The following is a 21,630-nucleotide window of genomic DNA, read 5'->3' on the forward strand; positions in this document are numbered from 1 at the left end:
CCCGGTCCGGTCTTCCAAGTGCTCAAGCGCTTTTCAGACCGAATCCAGAGTAAGAAAAAGGGTTGGCATGATACCCGCTCTCGATGACTGGATAAAGGCTGAATTGGATAAAATCTGAACAGTTATTTTTTATCGCGAAACGTTCGTGCTTCTTTTCCTGGTTCTGAAATACCTCATCGGCTGCTGCCGATGAGTGCATCGGAATCGATACGCCAGGTCTATAAAGGTCGGCGAGCCAGACGGCGCGCGGCTTTCATTCTGGAGAGCGGAAACTCAGGCTGTAATTCACGGCTTTGGCGCCGGGATCGAGAATGTCCAGCGCGATGTGAATCGGCGTCTGCGGTGGCATTTCTTCCTTGCCGGCCATCTCGCCGCTCAGGTATTCCGCCGGTTTGAAGCGACGACTGGCAATCAGCTGACCACTGGTATCGGCAAAACGCAGTTCCAGCAGGGGGAAAGGTTGGGAAAACGACGCGCGGTTATAGATGATCGCGTCGACCACCAACGCACCTTTGAATTCCGGATGGCTGCGCACCACCAGATTGCTGCTCTTGAGCAGCTTGATATCGACCTTGGACGGAACCTTGCAGTCGATTTGCGGGCAGATCAGCTGAAACCACGGGCGGTACTGATCCTGGCGGGCCAGTTCGTCAAAGTGATACCAGATGTATTGGCCTGCCAGTCCGGCCAGGGCCAATATCGCCAGCAGCGTCCAGATCAGGCGTCGCCCCCAGTGAGACTTGGGCCGTTGCCATTCCAGTTGCAAGGGTTCGTCGGTCAGGTCGACCAGCGTCTTGTCGCGCACCGCAGGCTCGCTGCGATTACGTCGGCCGCGAACTTGGGGTTCTGGTTGCGGCTCGTGGTCTTGCTCATGGTCGTGGTCATCATCGTCAAGCGCCGACCAGCGTTCCTTCTTCTCGCTGCCCGGCGCCTTGCGCTGGCTCTGCTGAGGCGCCATGGGCTCCTCGTCGCCGAGTCCGACGGGATTCAGGGACAGCGAAGGTTCGGTTCGGCCGTTGCCGGAAGTCTGCTCTTGCTCGGGCTCAGGTTCGAGCTCCAGTGATTGCTGAGGCTCGGGGATGACTTCGGCCTGCAATTCCGGTAGCTGACTGACGTCGTCATTGCGCAGACTGGTGACCCACTCGTCTTCTTCGCTATGGGCCTTGTCGCGATGGGCGGACAGGTTGGCATCGCCATCAGCGCGGCTTCTTTCACGACCAAAGGTTTCCGGCAGCTGGATTTCCCGTTGCTCAAGACGCGCCAGTTCTTCGTCCAGGTCCATGTCGTCCAGGTCGAGGGCGTTGGCTTTCCAGTCTCGGGGCGCCGGGACGATTTCTATCGCTTCAGGTTCAGCTTCAGGCGAAGGTTCAACGGCCACGAGCGCCGGCGGGGCTTGCACCGCTGGCGGCGCAACAATCGCTGGCGCAGGCTCAAACGTCGGCGCAGGCGGTTTGGCAGCCTCGCCAACTGAGTCATCGCCGCGCTGCTCCAGCAGCTGCTTGGCGGCATTGAAAACCTGCAGGCAGGCACCGCAACGAACCACGCCGCGCGCCACGCTCAGTTGGGCGTGGCTCACTCGGAAACTGGTCTGGCAGTGCGGGCACTGGGTGACGAAGCTGTCGGTCATGCGACTGTCCGGTTCAAGCGGCGGTTAACGGCGACGGCCAGTGATGCGTACCCAGCCATCACGGTTGGCAATCGGATCGAGATCAAAGGTCGAGGTGTAAGCGGCGGCAACTTCTTCGCCTTGCTCGGCCAGAATGCCGGACAGCGCCAGACGTCCACCCGGTTTGACCAGGGTTGCCAGCTGAGATGCCAAGGCGACCAGCGGCCCGGCGAGAATATTGGCGACCAGCACATCGGCCGGCACCTGCGGCAAGTCTTCCGGCAGGTACAACGGGAAACGCTCGGCCTCGATGTGGTTGCGGCCAGCGTTGTCCCGCGAAGCTTCCAGCGCCTGAACGTCGATGTCAGTACCGACCGCCTGTTTGGCGCCCAACAGCAACGCAGCAATGGCCAGGATGCCCGAGCCGCAACCGAAGTCCAGCAGGTTGCAGTCTTTCAGGTCCTGACCGTCCAGCCATTCCAGGCAGAGAGCGGTGGTCGGGTGAGTGCCAGTGCCGAATGCCAGGCCCGGATCGAGCAGCAGATTGACTGCATCGGGCTCCGGAGCGGCATGCCAGCTCGGCACGATCCACAGGCGCTGACCGAAACGCATTGGCTGGAAGTTGTCCATCCAGCTGCGTTCCCAGTCCTGGTCTTCAATGACTTCGCTCATGTGTTCCGGCAGCTCTGCACCAGTGAGCAACTTCAGATGCGCCAGAACATGGTTGGCATCGGTGTCGGCTTCGAACAGGGCGAGCAGGTGCGTATGCGACCACAACGGTGTGGTGTTGAGTTCCGGCTCGAAGATCGGCTGATCTTCGGCGTCCATGAACGTCACGGACACGGCGCCGACTTCAAGAAGGGCGTCTTCGTAGGTTTCGGCTTGTTCTGGGCTGATGGCGAGACGGACTTGCAGCCAAGGCATGGCGGGTTACCTTCGAATGAAAAATGATCTGCGGTTCAGTGCAGCAGGAAACGCGCAAGTTTACTGTGATGCGTCACAAACAACAAAGCCGCTGTGAAAGCGGCTTTGTTGATCCGGAGCAAACTGACTTATTGATTGGCCAGCTTGTGTTCCAGGTAGTGAATGTTGACGCCGCCTTCGCAGAAGCCTTCATCACGGGTCAGGTCACGGTGCAGCGGGATGTTGGTCTTGATTCCGTCGACCACGATTTCGTCCAGGGCGTTGCGCATGCGAGCCATGGCTTCGTCGCGCGTCGCGCCCCAGGTGATCAGCTTGCCGATCAGCGAGTCGTAGTTGGAAGGGACCTTGTAGCCACTGTACAGGTGCGAGTCGACCCGCACGCCATTACCGCCCGGCGCGTGGAAATGCTTGACCAGACCTGGGCTCGGAATGAAGGTTTTCGGATCTTCAGCGTTGATCCGGCATTCCAGCGCGTGCCCGTGGATGACGACGTCATCCTGGGTGAACGACAGTTTGTTGCCGGCGGCGATGCTGAGCATCTCCTTGACGATGTCGATACCGGTGACCATTTCCGAAACCGGGTGCTCTACCTGCACGCGAGTGTTCATCTCGATGAAGTAGAAGTTGCCGTTCTCGTAAAGGAACTCGAAGGTGCCGGCGCCACGGTAACCGATGTCTATGCAGGCCTTGACGCAGCTTGCGAACACCGCTTTACGGGCTTCTTCATCAATGAATGGTGCCGGCGCTTCTTCCAGAACCTTCTGGTGACGACGCTGCAGCGAGCAGTCACGGTCGCCCAGGTGAATCGCCTGGCCCTGACCGTCGGAAATCACCTGGACTTCCACGTGACGTGGGTTGGTCAGGTATTTTTCCAGGTAGACCATCGGGTTGCTGAACCAGGCAGCCGCTTCAGCGCGGGTCTGCTTGGCCGCTTCGATCAGGTCTTCTTCCTTGTGCACCACGCGCATGCCGCGACCACCGCCGCCGCCAGCGGCCTTGATGATCACCGGGTAGCCGACTTCACGGCCGATGCGCAGGGCGATTTCTTCGTCTTCCGGCAGCGGGCCGTCGGAACCGGGAACCGTTGGCACATTGGCGCGCTTCATGGCGTCCTTGGCCGAAACCTTGTCGCCCATCAGGCGAATGGTTTCGGCTTTCGGGCCGATGAAGGCGAAACCTGATTTCTCTACCTGTTCGGCAAAGTCGGCGTTTTCCGCAAGGAAGCCGTAGCCCGGGTGAATCGCCGTGGCGCCGGTGAGTTCGGCAGCCGAAATGATGGCCGGGATATTCAGATAAGAAAGATTGGCGGGCGCCGGACCGATGCAGACAGTTTCGTCCGCCAGGCCCAGGTGCATTAACTCGCGGTCTGCCGTGGAGTGAACAGCGACAGTCTTGATGCCCAGTTCTTTACAGGCACGCAGAATGCGCAAGGCAATTTCGCCGCGGTTGGCGATCAGAACTTTTTCCAACATCGCAGGCTCTCCCCGGTTCAAACGATGGTGAACAGCGGCTGGTCGTACTCAACCGGCTGACCGTTTTCTACCAGGATGGATTCGATCACACCGCTGACTTCAGCTTCGATGTGGTTCATCATTTTCATTGCTTCGACGATGCAGATGGTGTCGCCTTTCTTGACCGTCTGACCCACTTCCACGAATGCTGGCGAAGTCGGCGCAGGGGTGCGGTAGAACGTACCGACCATTGGCGACTTGACCACGGTACCGTTGAGCTTAGGCGCTGAAGGCGCTTCTGCGGCTGCAACCGGAGCAGCAACAGGCGCTGCGGCTGGAGCAGGCATCGGAGCAGGAGCGTAATACTGCTGTGCCGGAGTCTTGCTGTGACGGCTGATCCGTACGGATTCTTCGCCTTCACGGATTTCCAGTTCGTCGATGCCAGACTCTTCCAGCAGTTCGATCAGTTTCTTGACTTTACGGATATCCATTAATCTTCAACTCCCAAGGGTCGGTCAGGGGTAAGTCTTAGTCAGTAGCCGGTTCAGGCAATGGTTCGACGCAGCCTCAGGCTTCGCCGATCAAGGCCTGGAACTCACGGCCAGTTGTTCCAGGGCGGCCTCCAGGGCCAGTCGGTAACCGCTGGCGCCAAGGCCGCAGATCACGCCTACAGCAACATCTGAAAAATAGGAGTGATGGCGGAAAGGTTCGCGCTTGTGCACGTTTGACAGATGCACTTCGATGAATGGGATGCTCACTCCCAGCAGCGCGTCACGTATTGCCACGCTGGTGTGGGTAAAAGCCGCCGGATTGATCAAAATGAAATCCACGCCTTCATCGCGCGCAGCGTGAATGCGATCGATCAATTCGTACTCGGCATTGCTTTGCAGGTACATCAGGTGGTGGCCGGCGTCACGGGCCTGCTGTTCCAGGTTCTGATTGATCTGGGCCAACGTAATCGCGCCGTAGATCCCGGGTTCACGGGTGCCAAGCAGGTTCAGGTTGGGGCCATGCAGGACCAGGAAAGTTGCCATCTTGTGTTCCTTGTTATGGTTGCGAGCGCTAATGCCCGGCGACTATGCCGGAAAGCGCATTGGACTGTCCAGTTAACTGCAATAGCCAGCACGATGACCGACATTCGCGAAAAGTTTGTGACTCATTCGCTAAATTTGGTCATTTGCTCTAATCAGCCGCTCTGCGAGGCCGTTTGCATCGATTTCGCCGACGACCCGCACATCGGAGCGTTCTTCGCCATTTTTGCCGAAGATCAACAACGCGGGAGGGCCGAACAGCTTGTAGCGATCAAGCAGCGCGCGTTGTTCGGCATTGCTGTCGGTCATGTCGAAACGAATCAGCCGATAACCCTTGAGCTGGCTGACGACGTTCGGATCTGGCAGGACTTCGTGCTCGATCACCTTGCAGCTGATGCACCAGTCAGCGTACCAGTCGAGCAGCAACGGCTGACCTGCGTTTTTCGCTGCGCTCAAGGCGCGATCCAGTTCGGCTGACGTAGTGATCGTCTGCCATTCGGCGCCAGTCGTGACACCGCTGGCGTCGATCAGCGTGGCTGACGTGCGGCCCAGCGGACGGGTCGGATCGGTTTGCCCACTCCACGCGCCGAACCAGCAGGCCAGAGCATAGACCAGCAAAAACAGGCCGAGCAGTTGGCCCAGGCGCTGCCGGGTGGATTTCTCGGTGAATTGCAGCGCACCCAGAAACAGTGCGACTCCGGCGGCGAGCAGGCCGGTGAGCATCAAGGTGATTTCGCCGGGCAGGACGCGGCTGAGCAAGGCAATTGCCAATGCCAGCAGCAAGACACCAATGGCATTTTTGACCAACACCAGCCACGGCCCGCTTTTCGGCAGCCAGGTCGCGCCGCCGGTGGCGATCAGCAGCAGCGGGGCGCCCATGCCCAGGCCCAGGGCAAACAACTTCATGGCACCGCCGAGCGCATCGCCGCTGGCACTGATATACAGCAGCGCCCCGGCCAGCGGGGCCGACACGCAAGGCGAGACCAGTAAACTGGAAACCACGCCCAACACCGCCGCGCCCCACAACGAACCGCCTTCGGTGCGGCCCGCGATGCGATCCAGACGAGTGCTGATCGCCTGAGGCAAGCGCAACTCGAAGAAGCCGAACATGGCAATGGCGAAGACCACGAAGAACAGCGCAAACGGCACCAGTACCCACGCCGATTGCAGTCGCGCCTGAAGATTGAGTCCGGCGCCAAACACGCCCATCAACGCGCCGAGCGCGGCAAAACAGAGCGCCATCGGCAGCACGTAAGCCAGCGACAGACTGAAGCTGCGCAACCCGCCGACCTGTCCACGCAACACCACGCCGGACAGAATCGGCAACATCGGCAGCACGCACGGCGTAAACGTCAGGCCAATGCCAGCGAGGAAAAACAGCGCCAGCTCTTTCCAGCTCCACGCGGCTTTGATCGGGTTTGCGGGGGTAACGTCAGCGGGACTGGCGGCAACATCGCCAATGCTCAGCCGCTCGGTTTCCGGGGGATAACACAGACCCTTGTCGGCGCAGCCTTGATAGGTCACCAGCAGGGTGAACGGGCGGTTGTCGCCGGGTTTGCGCGGCAGGTCGACATCGAGAATGCCGTGATAGACCTCGACGTCGCCGAAATACTCGTCATGTTTCTGCTCGCCAGCCGGTAGTTGCGCAGCGCCCAGGCCAATATCGGCGGGCTCGGTGCGGAACTGGAAACGGTGGCGATACAGGTAATAGCCTTCGGTGGCGACAAACCGCAGCTTGATCGACTCGGGCGTGGTTTCAATCAGGTTCAGCTGAAACGCCTGACGGACCGGCAGGAAATCCTTGCTGTTATCCAGCGTCGTACCACCCAGAACCGAGTTCGGGCGACTGTCGAGCAACCCGGCGCCGAAGGCGGGCAGGGCGAGGATCAACAACAGCAGGCATAACAGGCGGCGCATGGCGGTCTCGGGTCGCAAAAGTCCGCGCATGATAGCGGAGTAGGACAGTGAACTGTAGGCGCCAACCCGTTGGCTGATCCGTTGGAGCGAGGCTTGCCCGCGAATCAAGTCACCTCGTTGGGCCAGAATCGCCGCGTTATCGTTCTTCGCGGGCAAGTCGGAACGCCGCCCGCTCGCTCCAACAAGCTTTTTTTCATTCCAGGGATCAAGCCTGCTCGGTGGAACTCACCAGAAACGGCTCGTCATGCTCGGAATTGACATGATTGCGTCCGGCATCCTTGGCGCGGTACAGCGCTTCGTCGGCTCGGGAGGCGAGCATCAGGCTGTCGTCGGTATCGCGCAATGCCACGACACCCGCGCTGAAGGTGCAAAACAGATCCACCGGTTGCGCCGGGTAATGTATCTCCGCAAAGCGGCGGCGGATTTCGTCGAGCACTTTGTGGGCGTTCTGGATGCTGGTGTCGGGCATCACAATGGCGAATTCTTCGCCGCCATAACGACCGATATAGTCGGTCTTGCGCAGCCGTTGCTTGAGAAACAGCGCCAGACTTTTGATAACCCGATCGCCCATGGGATGGCCGTGGCTGTCGTTGACCTTCTTGAAGTGATCGATATCGAGCATGGCGAAGCACAACTGCTGGTTTTCCCGTCGAGCGCGGAAGCTGCAGTCTTCAAGCAATTGCAGGATATGCGTGTGGTTATACAGCCCGGTCAAACTGTCGCGAACCATGCGCGCCTTGAGATTGCGCGCCCTGGCCGCACGATTGCGCACCGTGGTGATCAGGTGGCGCGGCTTGATCGGCTTGGTCAAAAAATCATCGCCGCCTTCGCTCATGGCGTCGAGCTGCTTGTCCAGATCATCCTCGGCCGAGAGATAAATGATCGGCACGCTGACATAGCGGTCGTTGTGCCGAATGACCTTGGCCAACTCCACCCCGGTACAACCGGGCATGTACATGTCGAGAATGATCAGGTCAGGCTGGAAATCCGCCAGTTCCGCCATCGCCTGGATCGGGTCCAGCAGCGTACGAGTCACGATCCCGGCACTGTTGAGCAAGCGTTCGGTGTGCGTGGCCTGGGCGCGGGAATCGTCGATGATCAGCACTTTATAAGGTTCGTACTGCGCGACGCAGGTCAGGATCTCGATTTTCTCCAGCAGGCTGGAGGCTTCCAGCGTACCGGTGAGAAACTCCTCGCCCCCGGCGCGCACGGCAGCAAGGCGCGTCGGCGTATCGGTTTCCTGATGGCTGAAGAACAGCAGAGGCAGCTTTTGCTCAAGCCCTTCCTGAACCTGCGCAGCCAGCTTCAAGCCATCGCCGGGGCCACCGAAATCCACATCAATGACGATCGCCGCCGGATGGCGCTCAGCCATGGCTTCATGAAAAGTGCTCAAGTCACCCAGCGGCTGCGCAAACAGCCCGAAAAACTCCAGCTGCTTGGCCAACCGCTCGGCCCGCTCGAAATCCTGCAATGCAATGTAGATCGGCTTGCGCAATGGCGGCAGCGAGGTTTGCTCGAAACGATCGCCATGCCGCAGCCCGGTGCGCGACAAGCGCTGCATGACACGATTGAGGTCAGTAATCAGATCGCTGCTCAGCCGACCCCGATTGGCTTCGACCCCATCCAGCGTCAGACTGATCGCCCGCGCCAGCTCCACATGCTCGACCTGCTCGAAACGCTCGGCAAAACGCATCAGCCGCTCGTTGGCAACCTTGAGTTCGGCCAGGTCATCTGTCGACCATTCACTTTGTTGCAGCCGTTGCCAAGCCTCAAGGATCTGGCGCGCCTGATGGATGACTCGTTGAGCGAAGTGATGCTTGAGCCGGTCTCGGCTTGGATCTTCCAACTCGGTCATGGGCTGACTACGTAGTGAATGTTCACTGAGGACGAATGCTGGCGCTATGCTAGCACCTCTGCCCAGCACAAGCGTGTCATAAGTCAATTAATTGGCAAGTATTTGCGGGTTGGGCAGCGGCACCTCCTCCTGATATGCGCGATACGTGCCACGACCGAGGTTTCGTAGATTTGTGTGGGCATCCATGCAGGCATATGCGGGAATTGACGCTGCAGGCGTGTCAGGCATTTCTGATTTTTTGGGTGGGTGAGTTGAGGCGGGTAGTGGGCTGGTAGGGTGCGCACTGACTTTAAAGGAGTGTTTGCGATGCCTACCCCCGCCTATATGACTATTGAAGGAACACAGCAAGGTCTTCTAACCAAAGGAGCGCTGAGCGAAGCTTCGGTAGGTAACACATGGCAGCAGGGCCATGAGGATCAGATTCTGGTCCAGCAGATTAGCCACGCAATCACTGTACCCGGCGGCGTGCAAACCGGGCAAAGAATGCACAAACCGGTAATCATCACCAAAACCCTCGATAAATCATCTCCTCTTATCAATACCGCCCTGAGTAATGGAGAACCGCTGAAAACCTGTCGTATTGAATTCTTTCGTTACTCGGGCCGCGGAGGGCAGGAGCTTTTCTACACAATTGAACTGAAAAACGCCCTCATTATCGGCGTCGACCTACTCCTTCCTCATTGCCAGGATCTCAGCACTGCTCATTTTACCCAGCTTGAACGAGTGCACTTTGCCTACGAAACCATCACTTGGCGGCATGAAATTGCTGGAACGTCAGGTTATGACGAATGGAGCGGAGACAGTCAGCTTTGAAATTGATAAGCGCTCTGTATCCGCTACCGAAAGAACTCAGCGATGCTTACCCGCCCGATGAGGCAGCAGGCCTATTGGGTCAAGCTTTTGAGCGTCGCGAAAGCATCGAAGGCTTGAGTCAGTTGCGCCGTGGTGAATTGATCAACTTCGACAGCGAAGTATTGGAACGTGTTGAAAGCGGCGAATGGCTGTTGGTCAAAGACAATGCCTATGCCTTCGATTGGGGGCAGTTCGATAAGCCCGTGCGTAAGCGAGTGTTTGATCAGCGTGTGCAGGAGTTGTTGCGGGCGCCGCCAGTTCAGGCATCGGTGAAAATCAGATATGGTCAGAGTTTTCGGGTTTTAAACAGTGAAACAAGAATGCCACTCCCTCTCAGGCCCTATGTTGCTGTAGTTGATGGAGAGGAAGTTAAGGGTAAGTCGGATTTTGATGGGATCGTGCATCTGTTTGCGTTGTCTGAGCGCTCAAGAATCTCTATACGTGTCGAATATGAGGCTCCCGTAGGAAATATCGATAGGTTTGTGAGCGAAGAAGAGCGGGAACGCTTAATTACCTTGGCAGGTGCTCGCAATTTAGATCTAAAGTTGCCTCCAATTGAAATTCCAGTGGATGATCGTGCGATGACGCGTGAAGCCATCTTGCGGACCTTGAAGCGCTCAGAATTTTTATCCACGGAGCGTTCGGCTTGGGGGGCGCTTAAGAATACCCCGGCGATGGCGATGGATTGGGACTATTCGATGGTAGCCCTTCATCATGCGGGGCGCACGTTTGGTTGTGGGGATTTCGGGGCTCTACAAATGGGGCGGATTTTGAGTAGCCATTTGGTTAAGTTTGGAGAGGTTGGCTACCACTTTGGTATAGATTGCACGGGGCATATTTTTGAAGGTCGCGATTTAAGATTGAAAGGAAGCAGTGTTCTTCACTATAACTCAAAAGTTATAGGCATCGTCTTGTTGGAGGATCTAACCACTCCCAATGAGGTCGGTGATCTGGTCGATGAAGCGAAAGATTTTATGGCGGTATGGGGTTATAAAACCCAGAGTGAAGCTCCCAGTCGGCAGGTGGAAGCGCTTAATGCGTTGCTGGATGTGATTCAATCATTTTTCACCATTGAGGTTTTAGGTGGCCATCGGGAATTTCCAAAGCAAATTGATGAAGGGAAGGTTTGTCCGGGCAATGGAGGTTTAGAGCTGGCGCGAAAAATAAGAACGGAGAGAGCGCTTCGAGCTCCTGATTAGGGATAAGGACAGCCCTCATAGTATGATTGGCACTAGTTCTTGTTCTGAATGTAGGTTGCTACAGCGCCGCGCCTGAGAATTATCCTGATGCTACAGTGCTTCTATTACGATATTTCTTACGCTCAGGGTTCGGTTCACGAATATTTTTACCGTGCCGCGAGGGCAGACCTACAGTCTGCAAATGCATGATATGCAAACCATGATCGATTTCTATAAATGTCGGCTTGAGATAAATATGAAGTTAGATCGATCCGGCGATTTTGAATTCTTTAGTAATCGTCAAATTTCTGGAGGTCTACAGTGGGTTTGTTTCGGTGGTTGAGCGGCAGTTTTAGGCGATGCTGTCTAGTGTGGGCGGTCTTTGATGGTCTATTCATTATTTTTTATTGTCTGGTAAGTGTGATGAGCGATCATGTTCCATATTTTTATGAATTTCAGCTGCTGCAAATGTTTTGGGGGCAGCCGTATTCACAAAGTGACTGGCAGTTTCTAGCTGTTCCTATTGCTACTGCTTTATGGATTTTTAACGTATCTGTCATTTTATCTTTTGTTCTTTTTTTGAGTGGGTCGAGACGGGTTCTGTATCTGGTTTTTGCGCAGGTGCCATTTAGATTGGTTGGGATGATAGTGCTAGGTACTGCTGTGGTTGCCAGCAAAACCATAACGGGTAAGGTGGTGCTGATTTTAGTAATGGTGTTTTTTGTGGTGGCTGAGATGATGAGGTTGATTTCTCTGATGTCAACTCATAAGTCACAAGTTTGAACCTTTTACGGTCGTCGTTTTGCCAAGTGGCCGGCAGCTTATGAACTGCGTCCGCATGCCATTCGTTCATGTTTATAGAGCGAGGTTTTCGGCGGCTTGGCATGGTTTGTTTCGTGTGGTGTGGTGTGGTGTATGGCTGTGGTTATTGTGGTGCATTGTGCAGAATGAGGTAGTGTTCACCTTGATGGATTTTGTCGAGGTCAGGAGAGTCATAGGGCCCAGGGTTGAAAAAAATGAAAATAATAGCTGTTTGTTTAGTGGGTCTGTTTTTGGTGCTGACTGTTGGGTATTATGATGTTTCTCAAGAAGATGCGCCGAATACTACCGTTTTTTTCTGGAAAAAAGTGCCTACTTTTAAAGTCAAGTTCATCAATATCGCTACCGAACATTGGGGGGCGGATTGGGCGCTAACGGATGAGAATAGACAATCAGTTGTTGACTACTGCAAATATAGATTGGGGGTTGAAACGCGACTGGATCATCCTGATGACGTGAAAAAATGCACGAAGCGTTAAACAAAATTGCGATAATTTGCGTACGGTCTTGATGCGATTTTCATGGTTTTTAAGTTCTGGGTTTGAGAGCGTGTTACGTTTTGGAGTGGTGATACTTTATGACTGCTAAATATGAATTCAAGGCATTAAGGGGGGATTTAAAATATCTTATTCCATCGGTGTTCGCTTTCCTGCTTCTGGCGTTGAATGTTGGTTATTATGTTGAGGCTGAAGAAAATTCAAATGACCGAAGGTATTTCTTAAAGCAGGATTTCACCTTTCAGATGGAGTTTATAAGCTTGTACAGCCATTGGGCGTGGAGTTACGACGCCCTGACGATAGAGCAAAAACAAGAGCTGATTCATTACTGCAAATATCGCTGGGGCATCGTCACCGATCTGGATCATGCCGATGAGTTAAAAGCCTGTAGTGCGCGCAAGATGTGAATCTCGTGCGTTCAGTTCTAGATTATAAAAAGCTATTAGCTTGCTCTGTTTTCCTTGTCATTTTCAGAATAAAATAGTCGTGGAGTGAATCATGCATTTTTGGCTAAGTCAGCGAGGCGCCTTTCTGTTGTTTGGGATTTATGATCTTCTCTGTATTGTCTGGTACTGGTTTTTAAGCCTGATGTTGAATCACATCCCCTACTGGAGTGACTTTGAAATAATTGTGTCGTGGTTTACTGATCCGTCAAGCTCGGTTTACTGGTTGTTGATAGTGTGGTTCGGGGCCTGTTATCTATCCAATGTGTCCATTCTCGCATCATGTCTATTGTTCTTTCTCAATAAGCCTATGGTTAAATATGTTATTTATTTTCAGCTGCCCCTCAGGTGGTTTCTTTTGATTATATTGTTGATGTTCATTGGTGCAGGCGCAGAACAAGCTGCTTGGCTGAAAAAAATAATTTTATGGTCGGTTTTTCTGTTTTTCTTCTCAGTTGAAGTGTGCAGGACGCGGTATATGTGGCTAATGAAACCGTGGATCATCAGAAAGGCACTCGCTCCTTACTGTTGATGCCCAATAACATTCTGGCTTTTTTCCACCAGCTGCCCGGCTTGACCTGCAACTCTGCCCGCCCCGGCAACAAACTCGGCATATCCCGCAACCGAATCCACGGTTCGTTCTGCCAGTGCAGCACGCTCAGTTCTGCGCCTTGCCATTCCAGGCGTGCCGTTGTCGGGCTGTTGTGGGTGTGGAGGGAAGGGGCTTCGTTGAGGATAGGCATCACGTCATAGGTCAGCCATTGGCGCAGTTGGCTGTTGGCGGGGTGATGGTGGTAGATGAGCAGGGCGTACACGGCGGATTCGCTGATCATCTGGACTTCCTGCACTTCGCCGTAGCAGATCAAGCGCACGGTGCGCCGTTGATCGCTGTCGAGTTTTCGGGTGATGCGGTTTTCGAAGAACATACCCACCAGACGTCCGAGATCCCTGGCGCTGAACCAGGCCTGGCGCTCGATGATCAAGGCATGAAGGGGCAGTTTGTGGCGGGTGAAGACGAGGGGTTCGTAGATGGCGTCCATGCGGGCTGTCCTCTTGGCATAAAGGTGTCGGGAGCTAAGAACACTAACCACTAGTGCCGGCCTATTCCCCCGAAGGGTCTTGTATTAGCCGACTCCCGACATGACAGACGAACAGAAGTGTAACGCGCAGGCGATAAGAAGCCTTATTCGCGAGGCGCAAAAAAACCGCTAGCTGTCGTGGCGGGTGTACGGTGGTTTTGAGTTCTTAGGCTCAGGCCGCTAATGATAAAGAGCCGAGGATTTGGGTCAATGCCCAATGCTGTAGGGCTTTTCTGGTTTTGTTGTGATCGCACTAATAAAGAAGGGCCTGTAGGAGCGAGGCTTGCCCGCGAAGGCAATGTGTCTGACTCAGACGATTTCTGGATGTCCCGACGTCTTCGCGGGCAAGCTCGCCCCCAGCGGTCCCCTGGAAACAACAAAACCTCCCACCTCACGTACCCGCAAAAGGCACCATGCTGTAAGGTTGCGGTCAGAGCACTGAACTCCGTGATTGAAAGGATATGGCCATGCTGGATTGGAAGAACCGCGCAGGCAGCGCGAGTGAACGCGTCGATGAACCTGCGTCAGTGAAGCGTCGTGGCTATCTGGGCGGGCTGTTTTATAGCCGTGCGCTGGGCGCGCTGGTGGCGATTTATCTGATCGCCACGGCGCTGATCGGCTGGTATTGGAGCCAGGAGCCCGCGCTGTTCCCGGTCCAGCAGAACGCTCAGGCTGCGGCCCAGCGTGAAGGCAAACAGATGGTGATTGGCTACACCACCGTCGAAACCTTGAAATCCGTTGCGCAGACCCTGCTCGATAAGCGCGGTGGTTATCTGTCCAACGACCGTCTGCCGCCGGGCCTGTGGCTGGACAACATTCCAAGCTGGGAATACGGCGTGCTGGTCCAGGTGCGTGACCTGAGCCGCGCCATGCGTAAAGACTTCGCCCGATCCCAGTCGCAATCGGCGGAAGATGGCGATCTGGCCAAGGCCGAGCCGCTGTTCAACTTCGATAACCGCAGCTGGGTGCTGCCGTCCAGCGAGTCGCAATACCGTGATGGCATCGCGGCGTTGAATCGCTATCAGGCGCGCCTGTCCGACCCTACGCAAAAAAATGCGCTGTTTTATGCCCGCGCAGACAACCTGAATAACTGGCTGGGCGACGTCGGTACGCGCTTGGGTTCGTTGTCCCAGCGTCTGTCGGCCAGCGTTGGTCGCGTCAAGCTCAACAGCACGTTGAAGACTGAAGCGATGGTTGATGTGAAGCCGGGCGAAGTGCCACAGGTCGATGAAGAGATCGTCGAGACGCCGTGGTTGCAGATTGACAACGTGTTCTACGAAGCACGCGGTCAGGCCTGGGCCTTGTCGCATCTGTTGCGTGCCATTGAAGTCGACTTCGCCGATGTACTGGCCAAGAAGAACGCGACCGTCGGCGTACGCCAGATAATCCGTGAACTGGAAGCCTCGCAAGAACCGCTGTGGAGCCCGATGGTGCTCAACGGCAGCGCGTTTGGCGTACTGGCCAACCACTCGCTGGTCATGGCCAACTACATCTCCCGCGCCAACGCGGCTGTGATTGACCTTCGTCAACTGCTGTCGCAAGGCTGATCGATGCCGTTTTCATCCCATGAGGCGGCGCACCGCGCTGCCTCCGATGCCGAGCAGATCGCCTGGGTCGACGAGCGGGACAACCTGCTCGGCTCTATCCAGCGGGCCGAGCTTCGCGAGCGCGGCCTGATTGGCCGGGGCACTTATATATTGGTGTTTAATTCGGCGGGCGATCTGTGCGTGCATCAGCGCACCTTGAGCAAGGCGATTTATCCCGGTTATTGGGACGTGGCCGCCGGCGGCATGGTGCAGGCCGACGAAAGTTACGCCGAATCCGCTGCCCGTGAGCTGGCCGAGGAGCTGGGCGTCAGCGGCGTGACCTTGCGCGCCCATGAGCAGTTTTTCTTCGATCAGCCGGGCAATCGACTCTGGTGCGCGGTGTTTTCCGCGATCTGGGACGGCCCGTTGACGCTGCAGCCGGAAGAGGTGCTCCAGGCGCGCTTTATCCCGGTCGCCGAGGTGCTGCGCGAAACCGCGCAAAAGCCCTATTGCCCGGACTCTCTGGCGGCGTTGAAACGCTATCTGGGTAACGTCGCAAATGTTGAGTAAATTGGCGCACATTGGCCCTTAGCAACCGGGCTTTTTGCCGTTACACTGCGCGACCTTTTCAAGCTTGGCCGATCGTTTGGCCTCGCTGCGCTGCCCCTGCCTGAGTGGGGCTTCGCGGTCGACACTGCGCCATGCTCATGTCGACTGATCTTCAGTCCTCAACAAGAGGATTTGTGGTGGCAAAAAAAGCCGCTTCCTTCGCCGCCTTGGGTGGCCTGGTATTTTCCACCGACGCAGGACGGCATTGCCCCGACTGTCGTCAGCCCGTCGATGCCTGCATCTGCAAAAAGACTGTCATCCCCGAAGGTGACGGGATCGCTCGTGTGCGCCGCGAAAGCAAAGGCCGTGGCGGCAAGACGGTGACGACCATCACCGGCGTGCCTTTGGCCGAAGATGCCCTCAAGGATCTGGCCAAGACGCTCAAGCAGCGTTGCGGAACCGGCGGTTCGCTCAAGGACGGCGTGATCGAGATTCAGGGCGATCATGTCGAGTTGCTGTTGGCCGAACTGGTCAAACAGGGCTTTAAAGCCAAAAAATCCGGCGGTTGACCGACGTTTCTAAACTCTGACCTTCGCTGCCGGTCTATTGCCGGTAGCGAGTTGGCGCCAAATCGTCATTTCCACTCTTTACACTGCGCCCAGCCCGATTTCCGGCTGGCGCTATCTGACTTTTATAGGGGACTTCGATGTCCGTACGACGCACACGCAAAGACGATGGCAGCCAATGGACCGTGGCGGACAGCCGCAGTGTTTATGGCATCCGCCATTGGGGGGCCGGTTATTTCGCGATCAACGAAGCCGGTCGCGTTGAAGTTCGCCCTAATGGGCCGAAAAGCTCGCCCATCGATTTGTACGAGCAGGTCGACGATTTGCGTAAAAGCGGCCTGTCTCTGCCATTGCTGGTGCGTTTTCCCGACATTCTGCAAGACCGTGTGCGTCAGCTGACCGGAGCGTTCGACGAGAACATCGCGCGTCTGGAATACCAGAGCAAATACACCGCGCTGTATCCGATCAAGGTCAACCAGCAGGAGGCCGTGGTCGAGAACATCATCGCCACGCAGAACGTTTCCATCGGTCTGGAAGCCGGCTCCAAGCCTGAACTGATGGCCGTGCTGGCGCTGGCGCCGAAAGGCGGGACCATCGTCTGCAACGGTTACAAGGACCGTGAGTTCATTCGTCTGGCGCTGATGGGCCAGAAGCTTGGCCACAATGTGTTCATCGTGATCGAGAAAGAATCCGAAGTTGAGCTGGTGATAGAAGAAGCCGCCGAGCTCAAGGTCGCGCCACAAGTCGGCTTGCGTGTGCGCCTGTCGTCCCTGGCGTCCAGCAAATGGGCGGATACCGGCGGCGAAAAATCCAAGTTCGGCTTGTCGGCCGCGCAACTGCTTTCGGTGGTCGAGCGTTTCCGCAAGGCCGGTCTGGATCAGGGCATTCGTCTGCTGCACTTCCACATGGGTTCGCAGATCGCCAACCTGGCTGACTATCAGCACGGCTTCAAGGAAGCGATTCGCTACTACGGCGAGCTGCGCAACCTCGGCCTGCCGGTGGATCACATCGACGTCGGCGGCGGTCTGGGCGTGGATTACGACGGCACTCACTCGCGCAACGCCAGCTCCATCAACTACGACATGGACGATTACGCCGGTGTCGTGGTCGGCATGCTCAAGGAGTTCTGCGACGCGCAGGGCCTGCCGCATCCGAACATCTTCTCTGAAAGCGGCCGCTCGCTGACCGCTCACCACGCGATTCTGGTGGTGCAGGTCACTGACGTCGAGAAGCACAACGACGAAGTGCCGAAGATCGAAGACAAGGAAAGCCTGCCGGAAACCGTGCAATGGTTGGTGGACCTGCTGGGTCCGACCGACATTGAAATGGTCACCGAAACCTACTGGCGCGCGACGCACTACATGAGCGACATCGCCACCCAGTACGCCGATGGCAAGATCGGTCTGGCCCAGAAAGCCCTGGCCGAGCAGTGCTACTTTGCGGTTTGCCGCCGTTTGCATAACTCGCTCAAAGCACGCCAGCGTTCGCATCGCCAGGTGCTGGACGAACTCAACGACAAGCTCGCCGACAAGTACATCTGCAATTTCTCGGTGTTCCAGAGCCTGCCGGACACCTGGGCTATTGGCCAGGTTCTGCCGATTCTGCCACTGCACCGCCTGAACGAAGAGCCGCTGCGTCGCGCCGTGCTGCAAGACCTGACCTGCGACTCCGACGGCAAGATCAAGCAGTACGTGGATGAGCAAAGCATTGAAACCAGCCTGCCGGTTCACGCCTTGAACGAAGGCGAAGATTACTTGCTGGGCATCTTCCTGGTCGGCGCGTATCAGGAAATTCTCGGTGACATGCACAACCTGTTCGGCGATACCGACTCGGTGAACATCTACCAGAACCCGGACGGCAGCGTTTACCACGCAGGCATCGAAACCCACGACACCATCGAAGACATGCTGCGTTACGTGCACTTGTCGCCGGAAGAACTGATGACCCATTACCGGGACAAAGTCGCCAGCGCCAAGATCACCCCGCGTGAGCGTACTCAGTACCTGGACGCATTGCGCCTCGGGTTGACGCGGTCCTCGTACCTGTCGTCTTGATGTAGGCGTCCTGCTCGATTCCCTGTAGGAGGGAATTTATTCCCGAAAGCGGTGGTTCAGACGACACTTATTTGTCGGCTGAACCACCGCTTTCCCGGATGAATCCGTTCCCACGGCCCGATGCCCTATCCCACCGTGTAATCCCCATCCCCTTTCCGTTGTAGGCAACTTCCTAATCTGCGTTTGGCTCTCTACCTCGCGCATGTTCTCGGCCAGAATTCCCGGCCGCTAGCACGTAGAGAAACCGACCAATGCATGACGAACCTCACTTTCGCCTGGACGTCGCCAATCTGCTGGACGGCTTGCAGGTGCTGTCTTTCGCCGGGACAGAAGCAATCAGCCAACTGTTTGCCTTTGAGCTGGAAGTGCTGATCGATGACCCTGAACTGGATTTGCACGGCCTGATGTACCGGGCGGTTTTTTTGCATTTCATGGGCCGCACGTTAGGAATTCATGGGCAGATCCACGGCGCCGAACGCAGCCACTTCAGGCCCGGCCCCGCCTGTTATCGACTGAGCATCGGGCCGCGCCTTGCCTGTCTGGGCCAGCGATATAACCCGCGAATCTTTCAGGGCATGACGACGCCGCAGATCATCAGTCGGGTATTGCTGGAACATGGCATTCGCGATGACAGCTATCGCTTTGATCTCAAGACTGAATGTCCGGTCAGAGGCTACTGCGCGCAATATCGCGAAACCGATCTGCAGTTGGTCCAGCGGCTGTGCAGTGAAGAGGGCATCCACTACCATTTCCGACATTCGCCTCACGGCCATGAACTTATTTTCGGTGATGGCTTGCGTGGCTTTCGGCCGACTCCGACGGCTAGTTATTCGGGCATGCCCATGCAGGACGGTGTCGGCCGTTTTTCCGTGGGCATCGCGGGCGCTGATCGATCGCAACAGGTGGCGACGGGTGAAAGCACGTTGCCGTTTGTGGCGGCCGGGCATCTGTTGCCGCTCAAGGGGCATCCCGATGATGCATTCAATCATCTGTGGCTGGTTACCGCCGTGAAGCATCGCGGCTTCGATCCTCGGCAGTTGGGCGCGCGGCGCAGCAACGACGCGGCGCTCTACATCAACCACTTTCAGGCAACGCCCTGGGAAATCGTGTTCAAGCCTGAGCGCGTGGCCCGCCCGTCAATGCCGGATATCCAGCGGGCATGCATCGTTGGCTCGGCGGACGAGCCTGTTGCTCGCGACTCGGCAGGGCGCGTAAAAGCCCGGCTTGATTGGGGTGATCAGGGCAACGGCGCTTTGTATGGCGAGTGCTGGTTACCGGTTGCGCCACATTTGGTGGAGACATTGCGCGGCGGTATGCAGGTGATGGTGAGCTGTGTGGATGAAGACCCTGAGTGTCCGCTGATAACGGCACGACTTCCCCAGTCTGGAGACACACCAACCAACGCGGTTCCCCGCGCACCGCAGGTCAAGCGCATCGACGCGAATCTGCCGGTGCAGCAGTTTATCGGTGACGAGCAGCGCATCCAGTTGAATGGCGGGCCGCGCATCAGTTATGAAGACGGCAGCAGTTGGTCAGTCAGCGTCGGCGATAGCAGTATCAAGCTGGATGCCAACGGATTGAAGCTGGTCAGCCCGCGGATTCTGTTTTCGGCGGCGAGCGAGTCGCCGGACGACTCCTCGGATGCTGCGCGTGCGGTCGTCGATGCTCGGGATCAATGAGCCGGGCCGCTGAACCATTCGCCCGTTTTGCTCAGGCGCCATGCGGTGACGCTTAAAGTCGCCCCGCGAATCAGCATGAACAACAGCAATGTCAGCCACAGGCCGTGGTTGCCGAGGCTTTGCGCGGCGTAGGCGATGGGAGCAATGATGATCACGCTCAGCAGCATGGCGTTGCGCATTTCGCGAGCGCGTGTGGCGCCGATGAACAAGCCATCAAGCAGATAGCTCGAAACCGCCAGCAATGGCAGCGCGGCCAGATACGGCAAGTAGATGAAAGCGGTTTCGCGGACTTCGGGAATATCGGTCTGCATCTGGATGAACAGATGTCCGGCGACCGAGAACAGCAGGGCGAAAGCGACACTGGCGATCAATGACCAGCCGCCAGCAACCGTCAGCGAACGGCGCAGGGCCGGGCGGTCGTGCGCGCCGATGGCATGGCCGCATAACGCTTCGACGGCATGCGCCAGACCATCCAGTGCGTGGGCCGTGAGCAACAAGCCATTAAGCAGCAAGACATTGGCGGCCACGGTGGCATCGCCCAGTCGCGCGCCTTGCACGGTTATCAGAAAGAACACCGATTGCAGGGCTAGGCTGCGAATGAAGATGTCGCGGTTGACGGCCAGCAACGGCCGCCAGTTTTGCCACAGTTTCAGCGCGCTCCAGACGACCTGTCCCGGCCAGTCGCGCAAGGTTTTTTGCGTCAATGCCAGCCCCAGCAACGCACCAGTCCATTCCGCCACTACAGACGCGCGTGCGGACCCGACCACACCCCAGTCCAGGCCCATGACGAACCAGAGATTCAGCGCGATGTTGACCAGATTGGTGGTCAGCAGGATCGCCAGCGGCGCCTTGGCGTTCTGCGTGCCGAGGAACCAGCCGACCAGCGCGTAACTGGCCAGGGACGCGGGAAGCCCGAAAAGCCGGGTGTGAAAGAACTCTTCGGTGAGCTGTTGCAGGTCGGTAGACGGTTGCATCATGGTCAGCGCCATATGACTGAACGGCAAGCCGATGACGCCCAGCAACACCGCAAGTCCCATCGCCAGTAACAGGCCCTGCACCAGAATCTGCCGCAACGCCGCGCCGTCGCCGCGCCCGGCCGCTTGCGAGGCAAAGCCGGTGGTGCCCATGCGCAGGAAACCCATGGTCCAGGCTAGAAAGGTGTACAGCGTCGCGCCCACGGCCACGGCACCCAATTGATGGGCATGGGGCAGATGGCCGATCACGGCGCTGTCTACCAGCGCCACCAATGGCACGGAGATATTGGAAAGAATCATCGGCGCCGCCAGCGCCCAGACCCGTTGATGGGTCGTGCGGTGGCGCCAGTCGTCGAGCAAAGTGGACATGAAGGCTCCCAGGCAAGGCGGGCATTGTAGAGGCCAACCGACCTCTGCAATACCGTTGGAGCGAGCGGCTGCGATCCGACTTGCCTGCGAACGTTCTTTTCGGGCATAGATTTGCAACGGATGTACAGGCCCCTTCGCGGGCAAGCCTCGCTCCAACGAGACCTGTGTTGGATCCGGATTTTGTTGGGGATTCCATGTTTGTCGGCGAATCTGAAGGTGATCTTCTTGACGCCTTCCCGGATGAATCCGGTCCCACAAGAT

The 21,630-nt window shown here is 56.9% G+C and carries 19 protein-coding genes; 10 read left to right on the plus strand and 9 right to left on the minus strand.

Features of this window, described 5'->3' with window-relative positions:
• Positions 1–253: 253 nt before the first annotated feature.
• The 7 genes from AFK24_RS03120 to AFK24_RS03150 all read right to left on the minus strand — a co-directional run bounded on the left by AFK24_RS03120 (position 254) and on the right by AFK24_RS03150 (position 8,784).
• The gene (locus AFK24_RS03120) at positions 254–1,627 is read right to left on the minus strand and encodes a DUF3426 domain-containing protein (RefSeq protein ID WP_065831846.1); all 1,374 of its coding nucleotides are present in this window, start codon (positions 1,625–1,627) and stop codon (positions 254–256) included.
• Between the two features lie 24 nt (positions 1,628–1,651).
• On the minus strand, positions 1,652–2,530 hold the full coding sequence (gene prmA / locus AFK24_RS03125; RefSeq protein ID WP_065831847.1) for a 50S ribosomal protein L11 methyltransferase: 879 nt from the start codon (positions 2,528–2,530) through the stop codon (positions 1,652–1,654).
• A gap of 128 nt (positions 2,531–2,658) precedes the next feature.
• Positions 2,659–4,002, minus strand: a complete 1,344-nt coding sequence (gene accC / locus AFK24_RS03130) for an acetyl-CoA carboxylase biotin carboxylase subunit (RefSeq protein WP_065831848.1) — start codon at positions 4,000–4,002, stop codon at positions 2,659–2,661.
• 17 nt (positions 4,003–4,019) lie between these two features.
• Entirely contained in the window at positions 4,020–4,472 is a 453-nt protein-coding gene (accB, locus tag AFK24_RS03135) for an acetyl-CoA carboxylase biotin carboxyl carrier protein (RefSeq protein WP_020292703.1), read from the minus strand.
• 90 nt (positions 4,473–4,562) lie between these two features.
• A complete protein-coding gene (gene aroQ, locus AFK24_RS03140) occupies positions 4,563–5,015 on the minus strand; it encodes a type II 3-dehydroquinate dehydratase (RefSeq protein ID WP_065831849.1) in 453 nt (150 codons plus the stop codon).
• 129 nt (positions 5,016–5,144) lie between these two features.
• Positions 5,145–6,929 carry a protein-disulfide reductase DsbD gene (locus tag AFK24_RS03145; RefSeq protein WP_276204928.1) on the minus strand — a complete coding sequence of 595 codons (1,785 nt, stop codon included), beginning with the start codon at positions 6,927–6,929 and terminating at the stop codon, positions 5,145–5,147.
• Between the two features lie 205 nt (positions 6,930–7,134).
• Positions 7,135–8,784: a response regulator gene (locus tag AFK24_RS03150; RefSeq protein WP_065831850.1), complete on the minus strand. Its 1,650-nt coding sequence runs from the start codon at positions 8,782–8,784 to the stop codon at positions 7,135–7,137.
• Between the two features lie 306 nt (positions 8,785–9,090).
• On the opposite strand from AFK24_RS03150, the gene AFK24_RS03155 reads away from it, so the two are divergent.
• From AFK24_RS03155 to AFK24_RS03175, 5 genes are all read left to right on the plus strand, one after another.
• Positions 9,091–9,597, plus strand: a complete 507-nt coding sequence (locus tag AFK24_RS03155) for an Hcp family type VI secretion system effector (RefSeq protein ID WP_065831851.1) — start codon at positions 9,091–9,093, stop codon at positions 9,595–9,597.
• Entirely contained in the window at positions 9,594–10,835 is a 1,242-nt protein-coding gene (locus AFK24_RS31455; protein WP_240500326.1) for a peptidoglycan recognition protein family protein, read from the plus strand. The genes AFK24_RS03155 and AFK24_RS31455 overlap by 4 nt, the downstream gene beginning before the upstream one ends.
• 402 nt (positions 10,836–11,237) lie before the next feature.
• On the plus strand, positions 11,238–11,597 hold the full coding sequence (locus tag AFK24_RS03165; RefSeq protein ID WP_065831852.1) for a hypothetical protein: 360 nt from the start codon (positions 11,238–11,240) through the stop codon (positions 11,595–11,597).
• Positions 11,598–11,830: 233 nt separating this feature from the next.
• Entirely contained in the window at positions 11,831–12,112 is a 282-nt protein-coding gene (locus AFK24_RS03170) for a hypothetical protein (protein ID WP_065831853.1), read from the plus strand.
• Between the two features lie 98 nt (positions 12,113–12,210).
• Positions 12,211–12,537, plus strand: a complete 327-nt coding sequence (locus AFK24_RS03175) for a hypothetical protein (protein WP_065831854.1) — start codon at positions 12,211–12,213, stop codon at positions 12,535–12,537.
• Positions 12,538–13,076: 539 nt separating this feature from the next.
• Here AFK24_RS03175 and AFK24_RS03185 read toward each other — a convergent pair.
• A complete protein-coding gene (locus tag AFK24_RS03185; protein WP_065831856.1) occupies positions 13,077–13,613 on the minus strand; it encodes a BRO-N domain-containing protein in 537 nt (178 codons plus the stop codon).
• 506 nt (positions 13,614–14,119) lie between these two features.
• Between AFK24_RS03185 and AFK24_RS03190 the strand changes: the two genes are divergently transcribed.
• The 5 genes from AFK24_RS03190 (at position 14,120) to AFK24_RS03210 (ending at position 20,026) form a co-directional block, all read left to right on the plus strand.
• Entirely contained in the window at positions 14,120–15,199 is a 1,080-nt protein-coding gene (locus AFK24_RS03190) for a DUF2333 family protein (RefSeq protein WP_065831857.1), read from the plus strand.
• 3 nt (positions 15,200–15,202) lie between these two features.
• On the plus strand, positions 15,203–15,748 hold the full coding sequence (locus tag AFK24_RS03195) for an NUDIX hydrolase (protein WP_065831858.1): 546 nt from the start codon (positions 15,203–15,205) through the stop codon (positions 15,746–15,748).
• A gap of 176 nt (positions 15,749–15,924) precedes the next feature.
• The gene (locus AFK24_RS03200; RefSeq protein ID WP_020292717.1) at positions 15,925–16,296 is read left to right on the plus strand and encodes a translation initiation factor Sui1; all 372 of its coding nucleotides are present in this window, start codon (positions 15,925–15,927) and stop codon (positions 16,294–16,296) included.
• Between the two features lie 137 nt (positions 16,297–16,433).
• Positions 16,434–18,347 (plus strand): arginine decarboxylase, encoded by a 1,914-nt coding sequence (speA, locus tag AFK24_RS03205; RefSeq protein ID WP_065831859.1) that lies wholly within the window; start codon positions 16,434–16,436, stop codon positions 18,345–18,347.
• A gap of 251 nt (positions 18,348–18,598) precedes the next feature.
• A complete protein-coding gene (locus AFK24_RS03210) occupies positions 18,599–20,026 on the plus strand; it encodes a contractile injection system protein, VgrG/Pvc8 family (RefSeq protein WP_065831860.1) in 1,428 nt (475 codons plus the stop codon).
• Here AFK24_RS03210 and AFK24_RS03215 read toward each other — a convergent pair.
• Positions 20,020–21,369, minus strand: a complete 1,350-nt coding sequence (locus AFK24_RS03215; RefSeq protein ID WP_065831861.1) for an MATE family efflux transporter — start codon at positions 21,367–21,369, stop codon at positions 20,020–20,022. The genes AFK24_RS03210 and AFK24_RS03215 overlap by 7 nt on opposite strands.
• Positions 21,370–21,630 lie beyond the last annotated feature (261 nt).

The organism is Pseudomonas syringae (assembly GCF_001698815.1).
GTDB classification, from domain to species: Bacteria; Pseudomonadota; Gammaproteobacteria; order Pseudomonadales; family Pseudomonadaceae; genus Aquipseudomonas; species Aquipseudomonas syringae_A.

What these genes read in the sequence shown, in the direction of transcription:
- AFK24_RS03120 (WP_065831846.1), bottom strand. Translation starts at nt 1,627, where the DNA reads ATGACCGACAGCTTCGTCACCCAGTGCCCGCACTGCCAGACCAGTTTC.
- AFK24_RS03215 (WP_065831861.1), bottom strand. Translation starts at nt 21,369, where the DNA reads ATGTCCACTTTGCTCGACGACTGGCGCCACCGCACGACCCATCAACGG.
- AFK24_RS03175 (WP_065831854.1), top strand. Translation starts at nt 12,211, where the DNA reads ATGACTGCTAAATATGAATTCAAGGCATTAAGGGGGGATTTAAAATAT.
- AFK24_RS03145 (WP_276204928.1), bottom strand. Translation starts at nt 6,929, where the DNA reads ATGCGCCGCCTGTTATGCCTGCTGTTGTTGATCCTCGCCCTGCCCGCC.
- AFK24_RS03195 (WP_065831858.1), top strand. Translation starts at nt 15,203, where the DNA reads ATGCCGTTTTCATCCCATGAGGCGGCGCACCGCGCTGCCTCCGATGCC.
- AFK24_RS03170 (WP_065831853.1), top strand. Translation starts at nt 11,831, where the DNA reads ATGAAAATAATAGCTGTTTGTTTAGTGGGTCTGTTTTTGGTGCTGACT.
- AFK24_RS03150 (WP_065831850.1), bottom strand. Translation starts at nt 8,784, where the DNA reads ATGACCGAGTTGGAAGATCCAAGCCGAGACCGGCTCAAGCATCACTTC.
- AFK24_RS03185 (WP_065831856.1), bottom strand. Translation starts at nt 13,613, where the DNA reads ATGGACGCCATCTACGAACCCCTCGTCTTCACCCGCCACAAACTGCCC.
- accB (WP_020292703.1), bottom strand. Translation starts at nt 4,472, where the DNA reads ATGGATATCCGTAAAGTCAAGAAACTGATCGAACTGCTGGAAGAGTCT.
- prmA (WP_065831847.1), bottom strand. Translation starts at nt 2,530, where the DNA reads ATGCCTTGGCTGCAAGTCCGTCTCGCCATCAGCCCAGAACAAGCCGAA.
- AFK24_RS03190 (WP_065831857.1), top strand. Translation starts at nt 14,120, where the DNA reads ATGCTGGATTGGAAGAACCGCGCAGGCAGCGCGAGTGAACGCGTCGAT.
- AFK24_RS03155 (WP_065831851.1), top strand. Translation starts at nt 9,091, where the DNA reads ATGCCTACCCCCGCCTATATGACTATTGAAGGAACACAGCAAGGTCTT.
- accC (WP_065831848.1), bottom strand. Translation starts at nt 4,002, where the DNA reads ATGTTGGAAAAAGTTCTGATCGCCAACCGCGGCGAAATTGCCTTGCGC.
- AFK24_RS03165 (WP_065831852.1), top strand. Translation starts at nt 11,238, where the DNA reads ATGAGCGATCATGTTCCATATTTTTATGAATTTCAGCTGCTGCAAATG.
- AFK24_RS03210 (WP_065831860.1), top strand. Translation starts at nt 18,599, where the DNA reads ATGCATGACGAACCTCACTTTCGCCTGGACGTCGCCAATCTGCTGGAC.
- speA (WP_065831859.1), top strand. Translation starts at nt 16,434, where the DNA reads ATGTCCGTACGACGCACACGCAAAGACGATGGCAGCCAATGGACCGTG.
- aroQ (WP_065831849.1), bottom strand. Translation starts at nt 5,015, where the DNA reads ATGGCAACTTTCCTGGTCCTGCATGGCCCCAACCTGAACCTGCTTGGC.